Source organism: Paenarthrobacter sp. R1, from assembly GCF_030264015.1.
In the GTDB taxonomy this organism is placed as follows: Bacteria; Actinomycetota; Actinomycetes; order Actinomycetales; family Micrococcaceae; genus Arthrobacter; species Arthrobacter ureafaciens.
Window position 1 is genome coordinate 90,354 of the sequence record NZ_CP127115.1, and the last position, 21,553, is coordinate 111,906.

The window sequence follows — 21,553 nt, forward strand, 5'->3', positions numbered from 1 at the left end:
CATCGTAAAGATATGAGCGACGGCCGGGAGTTGGTAACCACACCACCGGCCCTTGTGCTGTCCGATTTTCAGGACTCTCTCAGCACCGGCGTCATCAGCAAAGACCTGATAGATCAGCTTCGTGTTTTGGAGGATATGAAGTCGGCGATCTCGGCGTTGCAGGCCAGAATCGCGGTGGCTTTCGATCTTGCCCAGCGGCAGGAACAAGCCGACGCCGGAGTCCCGGCCAACGAACAAGGCCGCAGCACCGCTGCCCAGGTGGCCCTCGCCCGCCGTGAATCACCCAACAAAGGCTCCCGGCTCCTCGGCCTGGCCAAAGCCCTCGTCACTGAAATGCCACGCACGCTGGCCGCCCTCCATACCGGGAAACTCAACGAATGGCGCGCTACGCTCCTCGTCAAGGAAACTGCCTGTCTCTCCGCCGAGGACCGCTGCGCCGTGGACGGAGAACTCGCCGCGGACACCGGCACGTTCGACGGCGCCGGGGACAAAACCATCATCAGCACCGCCAGGGCAGCTGCCTACCGCCGCGACCCCCGCTCCATCACCCAACGCGCAGCCCACGCCGCCACCGAACGCCATGTCAGCCTCCGGCCAGCGCCGGACACCATGACCTACCTCACCGCGTTGCTGCCAGTCGCCCAAGGAGTTGCCGCCTACAAGGCCCTGACCCAAGCCGCCGCCACTGCCCGCAGCAACGGAGACACCCGCACCAAAGGGCAAGTCATGGCTGACACCCTCACCGAACAACTCACTGGCACACGGCACGGATACACGGGCATCGACCTGCATCTGATCATGACGGACCGCACCCTGTTCCAAGGCGACTCCACACCTGCACGCCTCACCGGCTACGGCACTGTCCCCGCCGAATGGGCCAGGAACCTGCTCACCACCGAAAGAAGACCCACCGACCAAACCTCCGGCGGAGGGACAAGCAACCCGGATCCCGAATTCAACATCTGGCTCCGGCGTCTCTACACCGCACCCGCGACCGGCGAACTCCTCGCCATGGACTCACGGGCCAGATTCTTTCCCGCAGGCATGCGACGCTTTATCGACACCCGGGACCACCTCTGCGCCACCCCCTACTGCGACGCGCCTATCCGCCACTACGACCACATCATCCCGTGGGCCTTAGGCGGCAAAACTACCCTTGCCAACGCCGCAGGGCTCTGCGAGAACTGCAACCACACCAAACAACACCCCGGCTGGGCCACCGCGCCTGTCAGGGGGTTCAGACACAGCTTTCACATCACCACCCCGACCGGCCACACCTACCATTCCACCGCTCCGCCGCCACCGGGACACGAGGGCGTCAGCTCGCGGGATCGTACTGGAATTCCCTGAGCTCTTGCGGACAGCGGCATGCCACGGCAATTTTCGCTGCCCACTCGATCGCATCTTCGCGGGACGGCAATTCCAGGACGGTGTACCCACCGTTGGGAACCGTGTGCCCAGGATACGTACCGGGCTCCACCATGCCATCGCCCGAGACCCGCACGGGTTCAATGTCTTCATCGATGCCGCCACCGAAAATGTAAACCCCTGCTGCTTTGGCTTCCTCGATGACGGCGTGGGCAGCATCAGCGACGTCCTGAAACTCCCCTTCCGGAATCATCATGGCTTCGCTTGGGAACGAGATCAGGTACTTGGTCATGTGGACCGCCTTCCTAACGTCAAAGCCCCTCACGCCGGTCAGCGCAAGGGGCTTTGAAACTACCAGAAATCGACAGGAGGCTAGAACTCCCAGTCCTCATCCTCCGTGTTCACGGCCTTGCCGATCACGTAGGAGGAGCCCGAGCCGGAGAAGAAGTCGTGGTTCTCGTCGGCGTTGGGTGACAAGGCGGAGAGGATGGCCGGGTTTACGTCGGTGACGGATGCCGGGAACATGGCCTCGTAGCCCAGGTTCATGAGCGCCTTGTTGGCGTTGTAGTGCAGGAACTTCTTGACGTCCTCAGCCAGGCCGACGCCGTCGTAGAGGTCATGGGTGTACTGGACTTCGTTTTCGTACAGCTCGAAGAGGAGCTCGAACGTGTAGTCCTTGATTTCCTGCTTGCGGGCCTCGGAAACCTTCTCCAAGCCCTTCTGGAACTTGTAGCCGATGTAGTAACCGTGGACTGCCTCGTCGCGGATGATGAGGCGGATGAGGTCGGCAGTGTTGGTGAGCTTGGCGCGCGAGGACCAGTACATGGGCAGGTAGAAGCCCGAGTAGAACAGGAAGCTCTCCAGCAGGGTGGAGGCGACCTTGCGCTTGAGGGGATCGTCGCCCTGGTAGTAGTCCATGACGATCTGTGCCTTCTTCTGCAGGTTCTCGTTCTCGAGCGACCAGCGGAAAGCGTCGTCAATCTCCTTGGTGGAGCACAGCGTGGAGAAGATGGACGAGTACGACTTCGCGTGCACCGACTCCATGAAAGCGATGTTGGTGTACACAGCTTCTTCGTGCGGGGTCAGGGCGTCCGGAATCAAGGACACAGCGCCCACGGTGCCCTGGATGGTGTCCAGCAGGGTCAGGCCCGTGAAGACGCGCATGGTCAGCTGCTGTTCTTCCGGTGTCAGCGTGTGCCACGACTGGACGTCGTTGGACAGCGGCACCTTCTCCGGCAGCCAGAAGTTGTTGACCAGGCGGTTCCAGACTTCCACGTCTTTCTCGTCCTGGATCTTGTTCCAGTTGATGGCCTCGACGTGGCTCAGGAGCTTCACTTTCTCAGTCATTTGTCGTTTTCACTTTCTCGCATGAGCTTGGCTTGTGCTGCATCGTCGATGCAATGCTGACAGGTGGGCTTCACGATGCCCTTGTTAGTGTGATGGCGGGTGTGGGCGCTTCGGCGGCTGGATGGCTTTGGTACACCTCTCCGTGCCGCTGACATCTTGGCTCGCGTTTCGGCGCTGGCTGTCTTTCCGTAGTTTGGGTTGCCTTCACCCGTGAAGGCTTCGGAAAGCGCCTTACGTGCCTCTGCCGACATGGTGTGCCCGAAACCTGGATGATCCGGACCGAACCTCCCAAAATTAGGATTGTCTGGTCCCACAAACGTGCCCTTGCGCTGCTCTGCCCACTTCTGACGCTGCTCCGGTGAATGCGACATGCCAAAGAATGGATTATCCTCACCGAATCGACTCAGACCTTTGCGCCCTTTAGATCGTAGACGAGCAGCATCACGCATTTCGTCCGTCCAGACCACTCCGGTCGGGCCCAGCCCACCATCTGAGAGATTCAGCAGACGATCACCTTGGCTTCTCAAGTATGCGATCCAGTCAACTTCGGCCTGTCCAAGCTGATCCAATCCTTCGAGCCAATCGAGTTCATCGGCTATCAGGTCTGCGGGATTCTGTTTTCTGACCCAGTCGTAGAACGGAGTTTTGCGGCCTTGAGCTGCAACCCTGAGATGTTGGTGGAACCGACGGCTGGCGGTCTTGGTCGTGATTCCGACATAGCGGTACTCAACCTCGCGGCGAAGCCTGATGCCATAGACCAAGCCGCCTGTCGCCGTCGTAGTTCCCTTCAACTCAGAGCACCACCGTCATAGCGCACATGAAACACAGCCTTCCACCTCAGTGCCCTCAAGGGCCATCTGGCGGAGACGGATGTAGTAGAGCGTCTTGATGCCCTTGCGCCATGCGTAGATCTGCGCCTTGTTGATGTCACGCGTGGTGGCGGTGTCCTTGAAGAACAGCGTCAGGGACAGGCCCTGGTCCACGTGCTGCGTGGCAGCGGCGTAGGTGTCGATGATCTTCTCGTAGCCGATCTCGTACGCATCCTGGTAGTACTCCAGGTTGTCGTTGGTCAGGTACGGAGCCGGGTAGTAAACGCGGCCGATCTTGCCTTCCTTGCGGATTTCGATCTTGGCGGCTACCGGGTGGATGGAGGACGTGGAGTTGTTGATGTAGCTGATGGAACCGGTAGGCGGAACTGCCTGGAGGTTCTGGTTGTAGATGCCGTGCTCCATGACCGAGGCCTTGAGCTCGCGCCAGTCATCCTGGGTGGGGATGTGGTGGCCGGCGAAAAGTTCGCGGACGCGCTCGGTAGCCGGAACCCATTCCTGCTCGGTGTACTTGTCGAAGAACTCACCGGAAGCGTACTTGGACTTCTCGAAACCGCCGAAAGTCTGGCCGGTCTCGATGGCCAGCTTGTTGGAAGCACGGAGGGCGTGGAACAGCACCGTGTAGAAGTAGATGTTGGTGAAGTCCAGGCCCTCTTCGGAGCCGTAGTGGACCCGCTCGCGGGCAAGGTAACCGTGCAGGTTCATCTGGCCAAGACCGATCGCGTGGCTCTGCGCATTGCCCTGGGCGATGGACGGCACGGAGTTGATGTAGGACATGTCGGACACGGCGCTCAGTGCACGGATGGAGGTCTCGATGGAGAGGCCGAAGTCCGGGGAATCCATGGTCTTGGCGATGTTCATGGAACCGAGGTTGCAGGAGATGTCCTTGCCAACGGTCTCGTAGCTGAGGTCCTCGCCGTAGATGGACGGGGTGGAAACCTGCAGGATCTCGGAGCAGAGGTTGCTCATGGTGATCCTGCCGTCGATCGGGTTGGCCCGGTTCACGGTGTCTTCGAACATGATGTACGGGTAACCGGACTCGAACTGGATCTCCGCGAGGGTCTGGAAGAACTCGCGGGCGTTGATCTTGGACTTCTTGATCCGGGAATCGTCCACCATCTCGTAGTACTTCTCCGTGACGGAGATGTCGGAGAAGGGCACGCCGTAAACGCGCTCGACGTCGTACGGGGAGAAGAGGTACATGTCCTCGTTCTTCTTGGCGAGCTCGAACGTGATGTCCGGAATCACGACACCCAGGGACAGGGTCTTGATACGGATCTTCTCATCCGCGTTCTCGCGCTTGGTGTCCAGGAAGCGGTAGATATCCGGGTGGTGCGCGTGCAGGTACACAGCACCGGCACCCTGGCGGGCACCGAGCTGGTTGGCGTAGGAGAAGCTGTCTTCGAGAAGCTTCATCACGGGGATGACGCCGGAGGACTGGTTCTCGATCTGCTTGATCGGGGCACCGTGTTCACGGATGTTGGTCAGGGACAGCGCAACACCGCCGCCACGCTTGGAAAGCTGCAATGCGGAGTTGATGCCACGGGCAATCGACTCCATGTTGTCCTCGATGCGCAGGAGGAAGCAGGAGACGAGCTCGCCGCGCTGGGCCTTGCCGGCGTTGAGGAATGTGGGGGTGGCCGGCTGGAAGCGGCCGTCGATGATCTCGTCCACCAGGCGCGTGGCGAGCTCTTCGTTGCCCCGGCCGAGGTGCAGGGCAACCATGCAGACGCGGTCTTCATAGCGCTCAAGGAAGCGCTTGCCGTCGAAAGTCTTCAACGTGTAGGACGTGTAGAACTTGAAGGCGCCAAGGAAGGTCTCGAAGCGGAACTTCTTCTTGTAGGCGCGGTTGAAGAGGTCACGGATGAAGTTCATCGTGTACTGGTCGAGGGTTTCACGCTCGTAGTACTGGTTCTTCACCAGGTAATCGAGCTTCTCTTCCAGGTCGTGGAAGAACACGGTGTTGTTGTTCACGTGCTGCAGGAAGTACTGGTGCGCGGCTTCGCGGTCGGCTTCGAACTGGATCTCTCCGTTCGGGCCGTACAGGTTCAACATGGCGTTGAGCTCGTGGTAGCCCAAGCCCTTATAAGCCTCGGGCAGTGGCTTCTTGGCCGATTCCACGGCGCTCCCGGCTACATCTGTTTCTGCGACAGTCGTGTCCAAAACTTTTCCAATCCGTCGTTGACACGGATGACGTCTTCCGGCGTCCCCATGAGTTCAAACCTGTAAAGATGCGGCACCTTGCATTTGGCGGCGACGATGTCCCCGGCTGCGCAATAGTTGTCCGCGAAGTTGGTGTTCCCCGCACCGATAACACCGCGGATCAGTTCCCTGTTCCGCGGGTTGTTCAAAAACCTGATGACCTGCTTGGGCACAGACCCCTCGCCGTTGGTACCGCCATACGTGGGCAGTAGCAGGACGAAAGGTTCAAGGGCTTCGAGCGGGGCGTCCTGGGCGTAGAGGGGAATGCGCGCCGCATCCCTGCCCAGCTTTTGAACAAAGCGTTTGGTGTTTTCCGAAGTGGAGGAGAAGTAGATGAGGTGACTCCTCGTGGTGACAGCTTCCGTCGCTTTGCGTACGGTTGCCGCTGCCAGCGGTGCCATGGGAGTCACCTCGACTACATAGGAATTCTTAGTGTGTTGCAGTGGCGTGGGCCAGAGACCTTAGGCCACGGAAGAGGAAACGGACTGGGCCAGTTCCTCGATCTTGTCCGGGCGGAATCCGGACCAGTGGTCCTGTTCGGTGACCACGACCGGAGCCTGCATGTAACCCAGTGCCTTCAGGCGTTCCAAGGCCTCTGCATCCTGTGAGATATCGACGCTTTGGTAGGCGATACCCTTCTTGTCGAGCGCACGGTACGTCGCGTTGCACTGAACACAGGCCGGCTTCGTGTAAACCGTAACGGTCATGATCACTGTCCCCTTAGTTAAAGTCTGTTGCTTGGGCTGGCTTCCTGCTCAATCCGTAAATCGATACTACATGTAGTGCATGCGCCCCACCGGGACCCCAAGATGATGTATTACAAGTATGTCATTCAATCCACCGGTAGTCCACAGGCAGAGGCCCTCAAAATGTCCGGGATTCCGCCGAAGTGAGAGATGAAATCCACAAGCTGTGGAGTACTTAGCCACATTTAATCTCCAGCGTGTCGCCGCCACACGGCGTGTCGTGACACTTTGAAAACTGTGGTCCGGGCAACAGCAAGCTTTGCTGTCGGTAGACATCGGGAGTACGGTGTCCGAGGTGCCCACAGGCGTGCACTCCCCAGCAAAGCCGGGGCAGAACGAGCAAAAGGACAGCTGATGGTCAACCTTCTCCATCTCCGAACGCTTTTGGAGGTCACCCGGCTGGGTTCGTTCGCGGCAGCAGCAGCACAGCTCGGTTACACAGCCTCCGCCGTGTCCCAGCAGATGGCGGCGCTGGAACGGGATACGGGAGTTGAGCTCTTTCAGCGGTCAGCCCGCAGCGTAGTGCCAACGGAAGCTGCACTGACCATGACCCGCCATGCTTCCAAGGTCCTGACCGACGTCGAGGCCTTGATGGCTGCCGCATCCCGGACCAACGACTCCCCCGCCCAGGAACTGCGGCTCGGCATTTTTCCCAGCCTGGCCACCTACGTCCTACCCGACATCCTCCGCAACGAACGTTGGAACGGCCTGGGCATCGAACTCAAAGTCTCAGTAGCCGAACCCGCCCAAACCATTCAGGGTCTCAGGAGCGGTGGCGAGCTGGACGTGGCTTTGGTCTATCAGGTGGGCCAGTCCGGCCTGGCCTGGCCGCATTCGCTGGAACGCCAGTGGATCGGCGACGACGACTTCCGCGTAGTCCTTCCGGCCTCGTGGAAAATCCGCGAGGACGCCGACATCGAAGCCGCGCACCTTTCCGATATGCCGTGGATCGTGCACCACCCCGGAACAAGTGACGCGTTGGTGATTGAGCGCCTGTTCGCAAGCTGCAACCTGCACCCGCGCGTGGTGGCCTACAGTGACGACTTCCATGCCAGCCTCGAAATGACCGCTGCCGGTCTTGGTGCGTCGCTGGTTCCGGAACTGGCGCTGCGCAACCGGCCGTCCGGCGTCGTGGTCCTCGACGTCCCGGACATCCGGCTGGCCCGTAACGTTTTCGCTTTGCTGATCAATGAGAAGCGGACGGCGCAAGTGCAACTCTTCACCCAGCTCCTCGCCGATACTCTTCGCGGGACCACCGGCAGGAGCGGGTTGGCGCCGTTGAAATCCGTACCGGCCAAGGCTTCCCCGCGTCGACGGTGAAATACCCACAAGTTGCTGGAACCCTCTGCTTGATCGGGGTTAGATTGATCACATGGGCAAGGTAGCGAGCAAATATTTTGGGGAGATAGAGCTCAACCACGGGCGGGACCACTGCTTTGAGGCCAAACATGACCTGAGTGGCGCTCCGCTTCGGCTGGACTTGAATGTCACGGCGCACGACCATTTCGACGAGGCCGCGCTGCGCAAAATGGACTACCGCCTGAGGTTCCTGCCGGAACTGGTGGACCAGGTCCGGGAAATGATCGCCGAGGAACTCGACCAGGACGGAACCAACCCCCAGCAGTTCCTCCACTTCCACTGCTCCCAGCTCAAGGAAGAGCAGTTGGAGTCCGTCTTCGGCGTGCGCGACAAGTCCCAGCTCACCAACGACGTTTTCCTCAAAGCCCTGAAACTGGGCCACGTGGCCATCTATCCGGGTCAACCCGAGCGCTATTTCGTGCTTGATTTCACGCTGGGCTCGCACTTCACGGATGAAGTGCTGGTAGTGGCCGCGGATGAGGACGGCGTGGTGGATGACGAGATTCTTTGGGAATAAGACTGCTCACCGCGAAGGGTGTGTCAGATAGCGAATTCCTCGTGGCGGACCGGCTCAGGGGTAGGTGACACGGGCTGCGCACGGAACGTCGGCCTCGCTGGGCGTGGCAAGGCGAGCTTGTCCAGGACGTCCAGCGCGTGGGCGTGCTCGTTGAAGGTGTACAGGTGAATGCCGGGCGCACCAGAGTCCAGTGCCGCATTGGCAAGGTCCACCGTGGCGGCCACACCAATCCGGCGCTGCTCAGCTTCGGTGTCCGCCGCGGCCAGGCGCTCCATCAGGTGCGCTGAAGGGTCGACGCCGGCCAGCTCACCAAGGCGCTTCAGGCGCCTGAGGCTCGTGAAGGGCATAACCCCGGGAATGATGGGAATGGTTACCCCGGCCCGCCGTGCCCTGCTCACCAGGTTCGAGTACTCGTGTGCTTGGAAAAACACTTGCGTGATGGCAAAGTCCGCGCCGGAACGCTGCTTGGCCAGGAGTACTTCAACATCATGTTCAACGCTGGGCGACTCGGGATGTTTGGCGGGGTAGGCAGCAACCCCCACGGCGATCTTTCCCGCACAGAGCAACGCGGTGCGGCGTTGTTCTACGTGGCGGACGAGCTCAATGAGATCTTGCGCGTACCTCAGCGAACCGCTGGGTGGAAGCGTGCCGTCCTGGGGCAGGTCCCCCCGCAGCGCGAGGATTCCACGAACGCCGTGGTCAAGAAGTTCGGCAATGATGTCGGCCAGCTCGGCCGGGGTATTGCCCACGCAGGTCAAGTGCGCCAAGGGCCGTAGCGTGGTTTCAAGCAGCAGCCGGTTGATCAGGTCAACGGCGGTGTCCCGGTTGGAACCGCTGGCACCATAGGTCACCGAAACGTAGTCGGGATCGGTGGCTTCCAGTTCGCGGATGGTGGTCCACAGGGTTTCGGCGGCTTTCGGGGAACGCGGCGGGAACAGCTCGTAGGACAGTGCGACGGGAGCGGTTGCGGCGGAAAGGTTTGAATGAGTGTCGGTAAGGGTTGGTGGCGACATTTGCGTCCTCGGCTGTTCGTCCACGAACGTCGACCCCCGGGCCCAGGGGCCGTCGGTAGATGTTCGGTGAATTGAGTTGGGGATACACGAAAAGGGCCAAGCTGGCCGCAGCCGCGACTGTTACGCCTGGAGTGAAGCTTTCCGTGTGCAAATGTCAGGCCCACATGGGGGCACCCACACCCTCCTCACCACCCTTGCGGCGCGGATCCAACGGAGGATCGCTGACACGTTACCGCGGTAACTTGATGACGACTCTAGGACGCCAGCCCGGGGCTCTTCAACTCGGGCTCCGAATTAAGACGCACTTTTACGCCTTACCCTTGATACTTCGTGAACTTTATTCGCCGAGAGGGTCACCAAGGCCTGTCCACTCCCGGATTGTCGGGACCGTTGAGGTACCTGTCCCGGTCCTGGCCCTCCTGTCGTTCACGCTGTGCCTGCTCAGCGGACTCCTGCAGCTTCCGAAGCTGTTCCTGTTGCGGAGGAGACGGCGACTGCCCCGGTGGAGGAGACGCAGCCGCCTCCGATGCGCCGCTGCCCGCTTTCTTGCGCACCAGTCGCGCTTCGGCCGAATCCAAGGCATCGCCCTCACCGTCGGCGTTGGCCGGTCCCTCGTGGCGGCACGCCGGCGGAGACTCCTGCACTACCGCCAGCGCTTCAGCGAAAAGCGTCCCGGCATCCGGCGTCTGCGCTTCGGCTGCCGCATCTCCCAACTTCTCAATACTCAAGGCAAGGTTCACCCGGACCTTGCACTCATCAATTCCGGGATTCGCGGACAGCGCGGACGCAAAGTCCTTCCTCGCCGCAGCGAAGTCACCAGCCAAGGCATGGGCGTCACCGGATGCGACATACGCCTTATGCGGTTCGAGCACGTTGGCGTAAAGCAACCACCCGGAAGCCCTGCCCAGGCTCTCCTCCTGTCGGGCGGCAAATGCTTCGGATGCGCTTGCGCCCAGCACACCCACGCTCAGAAGCTTGGCGGCCACGGCGAGCGCCGCCAGGGCAGGGACCGCGGACCACAGCGCGAGCCGCCTCTTCCGCCGTCGGGCATTGTGGCGGCTCCCTTCACGGGTGCCGGCGTCACGGGTCATTGTGTCCTCCCCGGGCGTAGGCTCCGCAGGGAGACGGCGTGCCGCATGAGTTCGTGAAGAAGGAGCAGGAATGCCCCGAAGGCCATCAGCCAGTACAACTCCGCCCTGCCCGGACCGTCTTCCGTTGTACCTGCGAGCGCTCCCGGCTCTGCTTTGGTGAGCAATTCAGCGGTACCTTCGTCCCCGCTGCGGTGCGCATAGGGCAGGTTGAGCTGCGCGGCGATGTTCCTGAGGGCGCCTTCGTCGAGCCGGGAGACGCCGTCGACGTCTTTCATGCGCCTGCCCTGGGCGGTGCCGTAACCGAGTACCGCTCCCCCGTTGATGCCGGTAGCGTCAACGGGCAGCCGTTCGGGGGGCGTGGCGGACGTGTTTTCGCCGTCGCCGGCGTAGAAGACCAGGGCGGGCCTTCCCGGTTGTTGCATCTGTGCGGCGGCCAGCCTGTCCTTGAGCAGCCTGCCAGCGCTGGTGATGCTGCTGCCCGCAGCAAATCGGGGCGCTTGGGGTTGCAGGGTGGCCATGGCGGTTTGGAGTGCGGTGGTATCCCGGCTGAGTGGCATTCGGACGGTTGCCTGGTTGTCGAAGGTGATGAGGCAGAACCTGGCTCCGGCCAGTTCCTTGGCGATGCTTGCCACGTCCTGTTTGGCACCGGCCAGCCGGGTTTCGCTGCCGTGGTAGTCCTCGGCGCTCATGCTGGTGCTTGTGTCCACCAGGATGAACACGTCCAGGTCGGCGGCCGCCGTGGTGCCTCCTGCCCCGGCCCACCCCGGGCGGAGAGCAGCCAGGAGCAGGAGTACGACGGCGGCGGTGCGGGTGATGGTGGAGCGTACCTCTTGCTTGGGTTGCTTGCCGTACAGAGTTAGCCAGGTACCGAATGCAAGGACGAGGAGCACCGCGGCTGCGAGGTAGGGCCACGGAACGATGGGGCAAAGGTCATAGCCCGTGCCTCCATCCCAGTACCAGCAGTCCCATGCCGGCGAGCGCTGCGATACCGAGGGGCCAGGCGGGGTTGTCCGTAATGATGGATACGGGCGCCGCGCGGTAGCTCGTGGCTTCGGTTTCCTGGACCTTGGTGACGATGCCGGGCACGGCCTCCGGGCTGTCCAGCGTGTAGTAGCCGCCGCCGGTGGACTGGGCTGTTGCCCTGAGCCGGGCACCGGGTTGCTCGGCGTCATCACCGTAATCGAAATCACCGGGGTTGATGGCGTGGACTTTGATGTTTTTCTGCTGCGCGAGGGCGCCTGCCTCCTCGAGGGTGAAGATGGGGTTCCCGGAGAGGAAGTTATCGGTCGCCAGGACCACTGACCGGGAACGCTGTGCTTCGCCTGTACGGGAGCTTGCGCCGGGGTCGGCTTCAGCGTCGGGGAAGCTTTGGACGCACGAGGCCAGCCCGTCACCGATCAATGATGAGCCGCCCCTGTTCCACGTGCCGTCAAAGAAGGCTCCGGCTCCGCTGTCCAAGGCTTTGCGGGCTTCGCCCAGTTGTTCAACGGCGTAGTCGTAGTCGTCGGTCAATGGAAAGAGCTGGACGCTGCTGCTGTCGAAAATGACCATCCCGATGCGCTCGCCGTCGAACTCTTCCGCGAGCCGCTGGAAGACCCCAACCAAGGCTGCGTCCGTGCTGGTCATGGATCCGGAGACATCGAGGCACAGCACAATGTCGCGGTTCCGTACTTCGGGTTGGTCGGTGGTGCGGTGTGTCGGTCTGGCGGCGGCGGTCACTGCGCCGGCAAGGACTATGGCGCTGAGTACCAGCGCACTGGTGAGTGCGCGTCGGTGGTGGCGCAGCGCCCGCTGGTATTCGGGCAGGGCGGTGAGCCGGTCCGCGTGCGCAACGGGCCGGTCCTTTCCGGGGCGCCGGCGCCGGTGCAGCAGCCAGGCAATGGCCGCGGCAACTGCGGCGAGCGGCACCATCCACCAGAATGTCAGTTCCATTCCAGCACCGCCCGGCGCGCTGCGTCCGCGGATTCACGGATGGACGCACTGGTTGTTGGCGCGAACTCTGCCGGGTAGATGCCTGCAACCGCCCTGGTGAAGGGCGCGAGGCCGCCGCCTTCCAGTTCGGCAAGCGTCATGTGCGTGGCCGGTTCCTTCGTGACCGCTGATGCGAAGTCGCGCACAAGGAAGCTCAGCCTCTGGTGGGCGTCGCGCTCACCGAGGGTTCCGGCGTCGACGTCGGCTGCCACGGCGTCTATGGCCGCAAGGCACGATGCACGCAGCCCCTCCACATCGGGAAGCGCCGCTGCGGTTGCGGTCCTGCGTCGGGAGGGCAGGAACAGCCAGGCGTACCACGCGGCCACCACCACCAGCAGCACCACACCCAGCCACAACCAGACGTCCTGGTAGAGGAGCGGCCCGTAGAAACCGGAGTCATCCCGCATGTCTCCCCCTTCCGGCCTTGTGGCGTTCCAACAGCGAGAAGACAGCAGCAAGGACTTCCCCGCTGCTGCCCGCTTGCTCCTCGGCAATTCCAAGACGTCGGAAGACCTCCCGGCGCTCCTCCTCCCGCCGGAGCATGGCAGCGGCGTAGGCGGCCCTGACCTCCGGTTTTGCGGCGAGGCCGGCGGGGATGGTGGACCCCTCCTCCACGTCCCTGCTCGTGGCGGCGGGCCCCTCGACGGCAAGCACAGCGTCCTTGACGGTGAACCACAGAACCTCATGCCGGCCCGCCAGCCGTCGGAGGAGGTCCTGGGCACGGGCATCGGGCATGAACTCATCAGCCACCCCCACAATGAGCAGGCGCCCTTTCAAGTACCTCAGTGCGTAGTCGAGGTGTTTTGCCATGGCGCTCGCAGGGGCGTCCGGGGTCACGGCATCGTACACCCGGCGGAGGAGGCGTTCCAGCTGGTCTTCGCCCCTCTTGGGCGGCACGTAGTGCGTGCCTTCCGCTGAGCCGTGCAGCAGGCCGACGTCGTCACCGTGGCGCACCGCGAGGTATCCCAGCACGCCGGCCGCATCCACCGCGATGTCCCGTTTGGTTTCGCCCGAGGCGGCCTCGGCTGCCATGGCCCGGCCTGTGTCCACCAGCAGCAGGACTGAATGCCGGCGCACGGCCGTGTACCGCTTAACCAGCGGTGATCCGTGCCGGGCAGTTGCCTTCCAGTCGATATCCCGGATTTCGTCTCCCGGGACGTAGGATCGCAGGTCATCGAAGTCGAGGCTTCGGCCCTTGAACACGGAGCCGTATTCTCCGTCCAGGAGGGTCATGGTCTTGCGGTGGGCGAAGATGAACATCTTCGACTTCACGCGTTGAAGCAGGCTCGGCACCTTGTTGCCCGCTAAGGGGTCTGCACAGCAGCGAGGACGGCGTCGATGACCGTCTCAACGGAGACTGCCTCCACAACCGCGTCGAAGCCCAACACAATGCGGTGGCGAAGGATCCGGTGCGCCAATTGCTTGACGTCCTCGGGTAGGACGTGGTCACGTCCGTTGAGGAGGGCCAGCGCCCTTGCGGCCTGACTGAACGCAATGCTTGCCCGGGGGCTCGCGCCGAACTCAACCAGCCGGGCCAGCCTGGGTTCAAGATATTGGGAAGCGTTGCGTGTGACGTACGCCAACCCGACGATGTAGCGGACGATCGCGGGGTCGATGTAGACGCGTCCCACCAGCGTCTGGAGCTGAACCACCGAGTCAAGGGACGCAGCGGCCGGAGGTTTGCCTGCGGGGTCGAACACGCCGGCGTCTATCCGCCGGATAATTTCGGCTTCTTCAGCCGGAGAGGGATAGTCCAGGACATCCTTGAGCATGAAGCGGTCCATCTGGGCTTCGGGCAGCCTGTAGGTCCCCTCCTGTTCAATCGGGTTCTGGGTGGCCACTACCAGGAAGGGCTGCGGAAGGGGGTAGGACTGGCCGCCGATGGATGTCTGCCGTTCCTGCATGGCCTCCAACATGGCACTCTGGGTTTTGGCGCTTGAGCGGTTGATCTCGTCGAGCAACACAATATTGGCGTGCACCGGACCGAGCTGCGTGATGAAGGTTCCCTTGGCGGCATCAAAGATCTGGGTCCCGGCGATGTCGCTCGGCAGGAGGTCGGGGGTGCACTGGATCCTTCGGAAATCGGCGCTGACGGCGTCCGCCAAGGCCTGCGCTGCGGTGGTCTTGGCCAGCCCCGGGACACTTTCCAGGAGTACATGGCCGCCCGTCATGAGTCCGATCAGGAGGGTCTCACGGAGCCGTTCCTGGCCCACCACCTTGGCGTCGAAGCTGCGGCTTATGCTGCCCGCGAGTTGCTGTGCCCGGGCCATTTCCGGTGCTTCGATTCCGGCCGTGGCTGTGTTCTGAAGCACGTGTGGTCCCCTCATTGGCATTCAATGTCCGTACCGGGTCCCGGCGTAACGCCACGGGTCCCGATATTTGGCCACTCTATCCAAGCCGCCGCCTTGAATGCTTGCAATGGGGACCCCTCCCCATGCGGACGCCGGAGGTCTATCCTTTTGCCATGCATCAGCTACCAGCCGCTTACCAGAGGTACCTCGACAGCCAGAACCAGCACGTCATTGATGCCGTGCGTCCCGTGTTGCTGCAGTCAGCCGCCGACCAAAGGCATGGGGTCCGCATCACGTACAATCACGGCCCAACCGGGCACCAAGCCCATCTGGACGAGTCCATCCCCTACGGCGAAATCGTCGAGGACATCGACTAGTTTCCTGACGCTGCGGTGGGCATCAGCCTTCCAGCAACAGCCTCTGCGCCCTCGGGGCCAGCGTGTGCTCGAGGACCAGGCACGCCGCTCCAATGGCGCCCACGTCCTCACCCACGCCCGAGCCCACCACGTCAATGCCATGGATCATCCGGGCAGCGCTGTTCTCGGTAATAAGGGCAGGGACACGGTCCAGAAAGTACTTGGACATCCTCCCCCAGAAAGGTCCGCCGAAAACCACGCGCTCGACATCGAGGGTATTGGTCACCACGGAAACGGCCCTGGCCACCAGCACCGCCGACTTCTCCAGGATGGCCACAGCCCGCTCATCGCCGGCATCGGCTTTGTCGCACAACATTGCATAGCGTTCCTGCACGGCCGGAGCGTCCGCGCCCTCAGCGTGCCCATCCAGCACACCCTGCGCTTCAGCCTCCGCCACCAGCACCTGCGGGATGCAGGAGGACTTCACGCAGCCACGGAGTCCGCAGTCACACTCAGGACCATCGGGATCCACGATGATGTGGCCTATTTCGCCGGCGTTTCCGGACGTGCCGCGGACAACTTCGTCGTTGAGCACCAGCCCGCAACCGATGCCGGTTCCCATGTACATGAACACGAAACTGCCGGCGCCACTGACCCCGCCCGCCCAGGTCTCCGCCACCGCGGCACTGGTGACATCCTTGTCCACGAGGGTTTCCAGGCCTGTGGCTTCAGCGAGGGCTTCGCGGATGCTTACCCTGTTCCAACGGGTCAACAACGGCGGCTCCACCACCGAGCCTTCATTGAGATCGATCGGGCCAGGAACGGCTACGCCCAGGCCGGCGATCTTGGACTCATCCACCCCGGACTCGTCGATGAGGCCCCTGATCTGCTCCGCGATCCCGGTGATCACCAGGGCCGGGTCGCCGCCGGGGGTGGCCATCCGGGAATGCCGGACAACATCACCCAAGAGATCCAGCACAACGAACGTGATGACTGCGGGATCCAAGTGGACTCCCACGGCATACATGCCGGAAGGATTCAGCCGCAGGATGGTCCTGGGCTTGCCCGGACCGGAGCCTTCCTTGCCGGCTTCGACAATGAGTTCCTGGTCCAGCAGGCGCCGCGAAATGTTGGAGATCGTCTGCGGGGAAAGGCCCACGACCTTGGCCAGTTCCACACGGCTAAGCCCGCCCGGGGAGCGTCGGATTGCTTCAAGGATGACCGTCAGGTTGAAGTCACCCATGCGGGGTAGGTTCGTTCCGCGCCTCGGTGCCGGCGTCCGGGTCTCAGTCACGGATTCCCCTTGTCTAGAGAAACAACTCATTGATGTTGACGTTTGTCAGAATCGTACGTCAGCCCCCTTCAGAGGGATATGCACGCCTTTAACTGAATGGAAAACGGGTACGACGACATTGAATTCTATGTGACGTCCCCCGCACTCCTGTGTTTCATGACACCGCCGGGCGCGGCGTACTACCCCCTCACGCTGCGGGTCACCGTGAACTTGGGATTGCGGCCCACCACCACCGTGTCCCCGATCAACCGCTCCAAGGCAGCGCGGTACTGCAGATGGGAGTTATAGACGGTCCAGAGCTCTCCACCGCGGGCGAGAACCCGTGCGGCGGCCTCGAACATCTTCAACGCTGCACCGGCGTGGACGCTCGTTCCAAGGTGGAAAGGCGGATTAAGGAGGATGAGGTCGGCACTGGCCGGTTCGAAGGTGGACATGGCATCGTCATGGATGACCGTAACCTGGCCGCCGACGGCGTTCGCCTCAACGGTTCCCCGCGCCGAGGCCACTGCTGCGGCCGACTGGTCCGTAGCCCGCACGCGGGCCACCGGGTGCTTCCGGGCGTACATCGTGGCAAGGATCCCGGTTCCGCAGCCCAGGTCCACCACTCTCGCCGCTTCCGGCATTTTGTCCAGGAACGTCAGGAGGTACCGCGTTCCGATGTCCAGCCGCGCTCCGGAGAACGCAGCACCATGGGCGCAAACGTCTATGCCAAGTTCGGGGAGGTGCTGCGTCACGGGATACGGCGCAGGTCCTGCCGGGGGTTTGGGGTCCGTAGCCAAGAGCACCCGCGACTTCCGGCGCGCCAATTGGGGCTGGACACTGGAGAAGTACTTCTCCAGCACAGCGTTCATCGACAGGGACATGTGTTTGACCCTTCCGCCTGCAAGCAAGACCGCATCTTTGGCTGCATGGCGCGCAACGGCGTCGACGATTTCCTCCAGCTCAGCCAGCGACTTCGGCAACTGCAGAAGTACCAGGCCGACCCCGGCGAACAGTTCGGGAACGAGCTCGAAGGTCTCGTAGCGGCCTTCCAGGCCGGCCGCAGCGGCGTTGCGTTCCAGGGCCACCCTGCCCGTGTACAGATCCTGATGGACACTGACGTGCCCGACGCCGGGTCCCGCCACTGTGCCGAGAGTCGCCACTGCATCAAGAGTCTCCACTGCACCCAGGGCCAGGGCCCCGTAGCGGTCGCCAATGACGGCAACGTCAATCCCCTCGCCCACGAACTCAGCAGCGTGATCCAACAACAGCCTGTCAGTAGCGTCATACGCCAAGAGGTTGGGCGCTTCCACATCCGGAAACCTGCCAAGGCTGCTGAACAGTGCCTCGAGGTCGGCCACGGCCACGTCCTTACCCACTTTCCTTCATGATTGGTCCTGCAGTTGTTGAACAGGAAATTCCTGTGCCATGCCCCTCGACTTCGACGCCGGGCGGGAGGATGGTTGGTTCTGCAACCGACTATCGCCCATCCTTGGGCACTGGTCCCGGCCAGCCCGAGAGCCCGGCACCGGGTCCATCACCAAAACGGCTCCCCTCCCCTGCGAGCAAGCCATGAGTGTCAATGTTGTCACGCAACTCCAAGTGAAATCCCACAACTCGCCCGACGAATCACGCCGGCCTGACAAGACTACGGTGGACGTCGTTACTGTTGGCGACTACACAGTCGGAAGATACACGTTCGAGCCGGGGTGGACCTGGGCCGAATGCATCAAACCCGTGGTGGGGACGGACACCTGCCAAATGAGCCACGTTGGGTATTGCGTCTCCGGGGCGCTGGACGTCGAAACTACCGACGGCGGGAAAATCAGTATCTCCGCCGGTGATTCCTACACCATTCCCCCAGGCCACAACGCCCGGGTGGTAGGCGACCAGCCGTTCCAAGGCATCGAGTTCCTCAGCGCAGCCGACTTCGCCCGCCCCTCGGAGTGACGAACCGTCCTGTGTATCCGGCACGAACGAAAAAGGCTCCGCTCAAATGAGCGGAGCCTTTGTCCGAAGTGGAGCTGAGGGGACTCGAACCCCTGACCCCCTGCATGCCATGCAGGTGCGCTACCAGCTGCGCCACAGCCCCGGACTGATTGCCTCTTGGAAGTTCCCTTCCTGCCGAAGCAACTCGTCAATACTACATACAAGTTTCCCAGATGCGAAATCAGGGAAGTTGATGTGGATCACACAGGCAGATTGATCCTGATACAGAAAAATCCTCCCTGCCCCGGACTCAGTCCGCGGTAGGGAGGATTTGTTTGTGGAGCTGAGGGGACTCGAACCCCTGACCCCCTGCATGCCATGCAGGTGCGCTACCAGCTGCGCCACAGCCCCATATTCGCGTTGTTCGCTTTCAGGCCTTTCAGCTCTTCCGGCCGAAGCAACTCAAATATCTTAGAACAGCGTTTTCGGTAATTCCAAATCGGGCATATTCCGAGGTGAAAGCGTTAGCTGAGCTCGGACTCGTCACCCGATGCAGCCTTAGCCGATGCGTCGTCGCCGAGTTCAAGGTCAACCACAGGGCAGTCCTTCCAGAGACGCTCCAAAGCATAGAACACGCGGTCTTCGGCATGCTGGACGTGGATGACGATGTCCGCGTAGTCGAGCAGCACCCAACGGCCTTCGGAACGGCCCTCGCGGCGCACCGGGCGGAGATCCTGCTTCAGCAGTTCCTCTTCGATCCCGTCAACGATTGCATTGACCTGGCGTTCCGTGGGCGCGGAAGCGATCAGGAAGATATCGGTCAGCGCCAGGCGCTCACTGACGTCCAGGGCAACGATGTCCTCGGCCAGCTTCTCGGCCGCGGCGCGCGCAGCGTGGCGGGCGAGGGTAATGGATTGTTCGTGTGCAGACAAAGGTACTCCTTGTTGTGGCCGAACGGCCGCTATTTGTGGCAAACGCCGTTGTCAGCGGGTCTAGCCGCTGGTGATCATGATGATGCCGACGATCAGGGCGATAAGCCCAGCCGCCAGGACGCCGTACTGCAACAACCTGTTGCGCTGCGCACGGGCCAAACCTGCGGTGCCGGCATCGAGGGGGTCGAGCCCATAGGCTGTGCTCGCGGACACCGGCGCCCGCTCGGCGTCCTGCCCGGATTCGACGACGGAAGTGCGCTTGCGGGCGTTCCGCGCCACAGCCTCCGCGCGGGCCAGTACACCTGCACGGCCCCGGGGATTCCGGGCGGGCCCCTGCTTGGTTTCGGTCGTCGGGTTGGGAGAGGTAACGAGCGGCACGAAAGTGGTGCTCGGCCGCTTCATCACCGGACGTTCCACTCCCGGAACCTTCACGAATTCCAAAGGGGTGACCATGGCCAGGTTGTTCGCCGTCGACGGCCCGGAATCGAGGGTGGGAGACTTTGCCGCAGATTGCTTAGCTGTGGCAGGTTTGCCCTGGTCCCCGGATTTCTCCTGCCGTGCCTGTTCAGCCAGCTTCTGCTTGGCGGCGGCACGCTTATTGAGGACGGCAGCCCGCTCCGCCAGAGCGATCTGCTGCGCCAGAACCTCAGGATCCACGGCAAGGGGGTCCTGCTCGGCGATGTGCTCCAGTTTGGACGTCTGGTTCTGCACCTGCGCGGCAATCAACTCGCGGACGGCGAGGGCCTGTTCGACCGACATATCCGCCTCGGCCGGCGCGGATCCGGGCGTTTCAGGCGCTGGTTTTCCAACCCCTGGCTTTTCCTGGGCCGGCGTCGCAGTTCCCGACGTCGCAGCGCCCGGCTTGGCCGGGGCGCCAGGGGCCGATATGCCCTTCACGTCTTCCTTGGCTACGCCTGCGGACGTAGAACCCGCTGGCGGAACAATGGGGTTGGCCGACGTCGCCATCTCGGCCTGCAACTGTTGCAGGCGAAGCTGCCTACGCGTGGGCGGACCACCGCCGGAAAGCTGCTCTTCCTTGTCAGCCAGTTCCTTGATGGCGCGCAACGCTGCACGGTCGCGGGCGCGGATCTGCGAGGAACGTTCGGCCGCGGCCGACGAGACGGCATCAACCGGGGCATCGGCGGCCCGACGATTCCGTGCAACACCTGCTGGGCGGTTGGCCTGTTGCTGCTGGGCGGGCTTCGCTTCAGCCGTCTGGGCCCGGGCAGGACTGGCCACGGCAGGCTGGGCTTTAGCGGGCTGGGCTTGAGCGGGTTGGGCTTGAGCAAGCTTAGCTTGGGCAGGCTGGGCTTCAGCAGGCACCGAAGCTTGCGCCTGCTCTTCCCGGGCACGTCGAAGTTCGCGCCTGCTGCGGATGGGTCGCTGTTCCTGGCTGCTCATTAAAAACTCATTCAGTACGTGCTTGGTCGTCTGATCCGGTCAGTGCTGGTGCCAACTCTGCTGCGTCCGGGTGCGGTGCGTACAACCCGTACTTGGCGATGTACTGTACAACCCCGTCAGGTACCAGGTACCAGACCGGGTTGCCCTCGTTCACGCGGTTTCGGCAATCGGTGGACGAGATGGCCATGGCAGGTACCTCAAGGAGGCTGACATCCTCATCCCGTCCAAGGTTGTGCAACTCGTGCCCCGGCCTGGTGACGCCCACGAAGTGCGCCAGGGACCACAGTTCGTCCACATCTTTCCAGGACAGGATTTGCGCCAGTGCGTCCGCGCCGGTGATGAAGAACAGGTCGGCATCGGGGCGCTGCTCGCGGAGGTCACGGAGGGTGTCAATGGTGTACGTCGGACCGGGCCGGTCAACGTCCACCCGGCTCACCGTGAAGCGGGGATTGGATGCCGTGGCGATCACCGTCATCAAGTACCTGTGCTCAGGCTTGCTGACCTCTTTGTTCGACTTCTGCCACGGTTGTCCCGTAGGCACGAACACGACTTCGTCCAAAGCGAACTTGGCCGCAACCTCACTGGCAGCCACAAGGTGACCGTGATGGATGGGATCAAACGTTCCACCCATCACGCCCAAGCGGAGCCTGCGCTCCGAATCCCCGCGCGGTGTTGCAGCGATGATGTTAGTGGCCTGCGTGGTGGGTGTGCTTGTTGGGGTGCTGGCGGTGCGGGTCCGCGTGCTCCTCGACGGCCTCGTGGCGGTTACCGAGGTTGGTGTAGGAAAGAGTCACAAACATGAGGACAAGCAGGATGGCGAACATCACGATCCCGAAGACCCACGGCTCGGCCCAGAGCGGAGCGGGCTCGTGGCCGCCTTCAGTTTGGGCGGCAATGGACGTGGCGATCTGCTGAAACAGCATCTTCTCC

The 21,553-nt window shown here is 62.5% G+C and carries 24 protein-coding genes and 2 tRNA genes; 5 read left to right on the forward strand and 21 right to left on the reverse strand.

Annotated elements, in window-relative coordinates:
- Positions 1–12 precede the first annotated feature (12 nt).
- Positions 13–1,350 carry an HNH endonuclease gene (locus QN084_RS00410; RefSeq protein WP_175430140.1) on the forward strand — a complete coding sequence of 446 codons (1,338 nt, stop codon included), beginning with the start codon at positions 13–15 and terminating at the stop codon, positions 1,348–1,350.
- Here the strand turns inward: QN084_RS00410 and QN084_RS00415 are convergent.
- The 6 genes from QN084_RS00415 to nrdH form a co-directional block, all read right to left on the reverse strand.
- Entirely contained in the window at positions 1,319–1,660 is a 342-nt protein-coding gene (locus QN084_RS00415; RefSeq protein WP_069694582.1) for a YciI family protein, read from the reverse strand. The genes QN084_RS00410 and QN084_RS00415 overlap by 32 nt on opposite strands.
- Before the next feature lie 80 nt (positions 1,661–1,740).
- On the reverse strand, positions 1,741–2,715 hold the full coding sequence (nrdF, locus tag QN084_RS00420) for a class 1b ribonucleoside-diphosphate reductase subunit beta (protein ID WP_062096967.1): 975 nt from the start codon (positions 2,713–2,715) through the stop codon (positions 1,741–1,743).
- Positions 2,712–3,506 (reverse strand): NUMOD3 domain-containing DNA-binding protein, encoded by a 795-nt coding sequence (locus tag QN084_RS00425; RefSeq protein ID WP_083262073.1) that lies wholly within the window; start codon positions 3,504–3,506, stop codon positions 2,712–2,714. The genes nrdF and QN084_RS00425 overlap by 4 nt, the downstream gene beginning before the upstream one ends.
- Before the next feature lie 15 nt (positions 3,507–3,521).
- Complete coding sequence (nrdE, locus tag QN084_RS00430) at positions 3,522–5,642, reverse strand: class 1b ribonucleoside-diphosphate reductase subunit alpha (RefSeq protein ID WP_031215986.1); 2,121 nt, start codon at positions 5,640–5,642, stop codon at positions 3,522–3,524.
- A 32-nt stretch (positions 5,643–5,674) separates the two neighbouring features.
- Positions 5,675–6,145 carry a class Ib ribonucleoside-diphosphate reductase assembly flavoprotein NrdI gene (nrdI, locus tag QN084_RS00435; protein WP_069694583.1) on the reverse strand — a complete coding sequence of 157 codons (471 nt, stop codon included), beginning with the start codon at positions 6,143–6,145 and terminating at the stop codon, positions 5,675–5,677.
- 60 nt (positions 6,146–6,205) lie between these two features.
- Positions 6,206–6,451 (reverse strand): glutaredoxin-like protein NrdH, encoded by a 246-nt coding sequence (gene nrdH, locus QN084_RS00440; RefSeq protein ID WP_031215987.1) that lies wholly within the window; start codon positions 6,449–6,451, stop codon positions 6,206–6,208.
- A 393-nt stretch (positions 6,452–6,844) separates the two neighbouring features.
- On the opposite strand from nrdH, the gene QN084_RS00445 reads away from it, so the two are divergent.
- Together QN084_RS00445 and QN084_RS00450 are read left to right on the forward strand one after the other, a co-directional pair.
- Positions 6,845–7,810, forward strand: coding sequence for a LysR family transcriptional regulator (locus QN084_RS00445; protein ID WP_021470663.1), 966 nt, complete (start codon positions 6,845–6,847; stop codon positions 7,808–7,810).
- 52 nt (positions 7,811–7,862) lie between these two features.
- Positions 7,863–8,366 (forward strand): DUF2004 domain-containing protein, encoded by a 504-nt coding sequence (locus QN084_RS00450; RefSeq protein WP_021470664.1) that lies wholly within the window; start codon positions 7,863–7,865, stop codon positions 8,364–8,366.
- Between the two features lie 23 nt (positions 8,367–8,389).
- Here the strand turns inward: QN084_RS00450 and QN084_RS00455 are convergent, their stop codons facing one another.
- The 7 genes from QN084_RS00455 to QN084_RS00485 form a co-directional block, all read right to left on the reverse strand.
- Positions 8,390–9,379: a methylenetetrahydrofolate reductase gene (locus QN084_RS00455; RefSeq protein WP_069694584.1), complete on the reverse strand. Its 990-nt coding sequence runs from the start codon at positions 9,377–9,379 to the stop codon at positions 8,390–8,392.
- A gap of 353 nt (positions 9,380–9,732) precedes the next feature.
- Positions 9,733–10,470: a hypothetical protein gene (locus QN084_RS00460; protein WP_069694585.1), complete on the reverse strand. Its 738-nt coding sequence runs from the start codon at positions 10,468–10,470 to the stop codon at positions 9,733–9,735.
- The gene (locus QN084_RS00465; RefSeq protein WP_264398633.1) at positions 10,467–11,360 is read right to left on the reverse strand and encodes a vWA domain-containing protein; all 894 of its coding nucleotides are present in this window, start codon (positions 11,358–11,360) and stop codon (positions 10,467–10,469) included. Before QN084_RS00465 ends, QN084_RS00460 begins: the two co-directional genes overlap by 4 nt.
- A 40-nt stretch (positions 11,361–11,400) precedes the next feature.
- Entirely contained in the window at positions 11,401–12,402 is a 1,002-nt protein-coding gene (locus QN084_RS00470; protein ID WP_069694586.1) for a vWA domain-containing protein, read from the reverse strand.
- Positions 12,393–12,848, reverse strand: coding sequence for a hypothetical protein (locus tag QN084_RS00475; protein WP_069694587.1), 456 nt, complete (start codon positions 12,846–12,848; stop codon positions 12,393–12,395). Before QN084_RS00475 ends, QN084_RS00470 begins: the two co-directional genes overlap by 10 nt.
- Complete coding sequence (locus tag QN084_RS00480; protein WP_031215990.1) at positions 12,838–13,734, reverse strand: DUF58 domain-containing protein; 897 nt, start codon at positions 13,732–13,734, stop codon at positions 12,838–12,840. Before QN084_RS00480 ends, QN084_RS00475 begins: the two co-directional genes overlap by 11 nt.
- An 11-nt stretch (positions 13,735–13,745) precedes the next feature.
- Positions 13,746–14,753 (reverse strand): AAA family ATPase, encoded by a 1,008-nt coding sequence (locus tag QN084_RS00485; RefSeq protein WP_069694588.1) that lies wholly within the window; start codon positions 14,751–14,753, stop codon positions 13,746–13,748.
- Between the two features lie 152 nt (positions 14,754–14,905).
- Here QN084_RS00485 and QN084_RS00490 point away from each other — a divergent pair, with 152 nt between their 5' ends.
- Complete coding sequence (locus tag QN084_RS00490; protein WP_370583580.1) at positions 14,906–15,109, forward strand: hypothetical protein; 204 nt, start codon at positions 14,906–14,908, stop codon at positions 15,107–15,109.
- Between the two features lie 22 nt (positions 15,110–15,131).
- Here the strand turns inward: QN084_RS00490 and QN084_RS00495 are convergent, their stop codons facing one another.
- Positions 15,132–16,382: an ROK family transcriptional regulator gene (locus QN084_RS00495; RefSeq protein ID WP_259362283.1), complete on the reverse strand. Its 1,251-nt coding sequence runs from the start codon at positions 16,380–16,382 to the stop codon at positions 15,132–15,134.
- A gap of 179 nt (positions 16,383–16,561) precedes the next feature.
- Positions 16,562–17,740, reverse strand: coding sequence for a class I SAM-dependent methyltransferase (locus QN084_RS00500; protein ID WP_021470674.1), 1,179 nt, complete (start codon positions 17,738–17,740; stop codon positions 16,562–16,564).
- A 193-nt stretch (positions 17,741–17,933) separates the two neighbouring features.
- Between QN084_RS00500 and QN084_RS00505 the strand changes: the two genes are divergently transcribed.
- On the forward strand, positions 17,934–18,311 hold the full coding sequence (locus tag QN084_RS00505) for a cupin domain-containing protein (protein ID WP_031215993.1): 378 nt from the start codon (positions 17,934–17,936) through the stop codon (positions 18,309–18,311).
- A 69-nt stretch (positions 18,312–18,380) separates the two neighbouring features.
- Here the strand turns inward: QN084_RS00505 and QN084_RS00510 are convergent.
- From QN084_RS00510 to QN084_RS00535, 6 genes are all read right to left on the reverse strand, one after another.
- Positions 18,381–18,453 (reverse strand) — tRNA-Ala (locus QN084_RS00510).
- A gap of 175 nt (positions 18,454–18,628) precedes the next feature.
- Positions 18,629–18,701 (reverse strand) — tRNA-Ala (locus tag QN084_RS00515).
- A gap of 113 nt (positions 18,702–18,814) precedes the next feature.
- A complete protein-coding gene (rsfS, locus tag QN084_RS00520) occupies positions 18,815–19,222 on the reverse strand; it encodes a ribosome silencing factor (RefSeq protein WP_062096976.1) in 408 nt (135 codons plus the stop codon).
- Between the two features lie 60 nt (positions 19,223–19,282).
- Positions 19,283–20,623, reverse strand: coding sequence for a hypothetical protein (locus QN084_RS00525; protein WP_069694590.1), 1,341 nt, complete (start codon positions 20,621–20,623; stop codon positions 19,283–19,285).
- Positions 20,624–20,630: 7 nt separating this feature from the next.
- Positions 20,631–21,254, reverse strand: coding sequence for a nicotinate-nucleotide adenylyltransferase (gene nadD, locus QN084_RS00530; protein WP_021470678.1), 624 nt, complete (start codon positions 21,252–21,254; stop codon positions 20,631–20,633).
- Positions 21,255–21,309: 55 nt separating this feature from the next.
- Complete coding sequence (locus QN084_RS00535) at positions 21,310–21,546, reverse strand: hypothetical protein (RefSeq protein ID WP_021470679.1); 237 nt, start codon at positions 21,544–21,546, stop codon at positions 21,310–21,312.
- Positions 21,547–21,553: the final 7 nt, after the last annotated feature.

What these genes read in the sequence shown, in the direction of transcription:
- QN084_RS00535 (WP_021470679.1), bottom strand. Translation starts at nt 21,546, where the DNA reads ATGCTGTTTCAGCAGATCGCCACGTCCATTGCCGCCCAAACTGAAGGC.
- QN084_RS00445 (WP_021470663.1), top strand. Translation starts at nt 6,845, where the DNA reads ATGGTCAACCTTCTCCATCTCCGAACGCTTTTGGAGGTCACCCGGCTG.
- QN084_RS00415 (WP_069694582.1), bottom strand. Translation starts at nt 1,660, where the DNA reads ATGACCAAGTACCTGATCTCGTTCCCAAGCGAAGCCATGATGATTCCG.
- QN084_RS00475 (WP_069694587.1), bottom strand. Translation starts at nt 12,848, where the DNA reads ATGCGGGATGACTCCGGTTTCTACGGGCCGCTCCTCTACCAGGACGTC.
- nadD (WP_021470678.1), bottom strand. Translation starts at nt 21,254, where the DNA reads ATGGGTGGAACGTTTGATCCCATCCATCACGGTCACCTTGTGGCTGCC.
- nrdI (WP_069694583.1), bottom strand. Translation starts at nt 6,145, where the DNA reads ATGGCACCGCTGGCAGCGGCAACCGTACGCAAAGCGACGGAAGCTGTC.
- nrdF (WP_062096967.1), bottom strand. Translation starts at nt 2,715, where the DNA reads ATGACTGAGAAAGTGAAGCTCCTGAGCCACGTCGAGGCCATCAACTGG.
- QN084_RS00470 (WP_069694586.1), bottom strand. Translation starts at nt 12,402, where the DNA reads ATGGAACTGACATTCTGGTGGATGGTGCCGCTCGCCGCAGTTGCCGCG.
- nrdH (WP_031215987.1), bottom strand. Translation starts at nt 6,451, where the DNA reads ATGACCGTTACGGTTTACACGAAGCCGGCCTGTGTTCAGTGCAACGCG.
- QN084_RS00525 (WP_069694590.1), bottom strand. Translation starts at nt 20,623, where the DNA reads ATGAGCAGCCAGGAACAGCGACCCATCCGCAGCAGGCGCGAACTTCGA.
- QN084_RS00410 (WP_175430140.1), top strand. Translation starts at nt 13, where the DNA reads ATGAGCGACGGCCGGGAGTTGGTAACCACACCACCGGCCCTTGTGCTG.
- QN084_RS00450 (WP_021470664.1), top strand. Translation starts at nt 7,863, where the DNA reads ATGGGCAAGGTAGCGAGCAAATATTTTGGGGAGATAGAGCTCAACCAC.
- QN084_RS00455 (WP_069694584.1), bottom strand. Translation starts at nt 9,379, where the DNA reads ATGTCGCCACCAACCCTTACCGACACTCATTCAAACCTTTCCGCCGCA.
- QN084_RS00505 (WP_031215993.1), top strand. Translation starts at nt 17,934, where the DNA reads ATGAGTGTCAATGTTGTCACGCAACTCCAAGTGAAATCCCACAACTCG.
- QN084_RS00490 (WP_370583580.1), top strand. Translation starts at nt 14,906, where the DNA reads ATGCATCAGCTACCAGCCGCTTACCAGAGGTACCTCGACAGCCAGAAC.
- QN084_RS00460 (WP_069694585.1), bottom strand. Translation starts at nt 10,470, where the DNA reads ATGACCCGTGACGCCGGCACCCGTGAAGGGAGCCGCCACAATGCCCGA.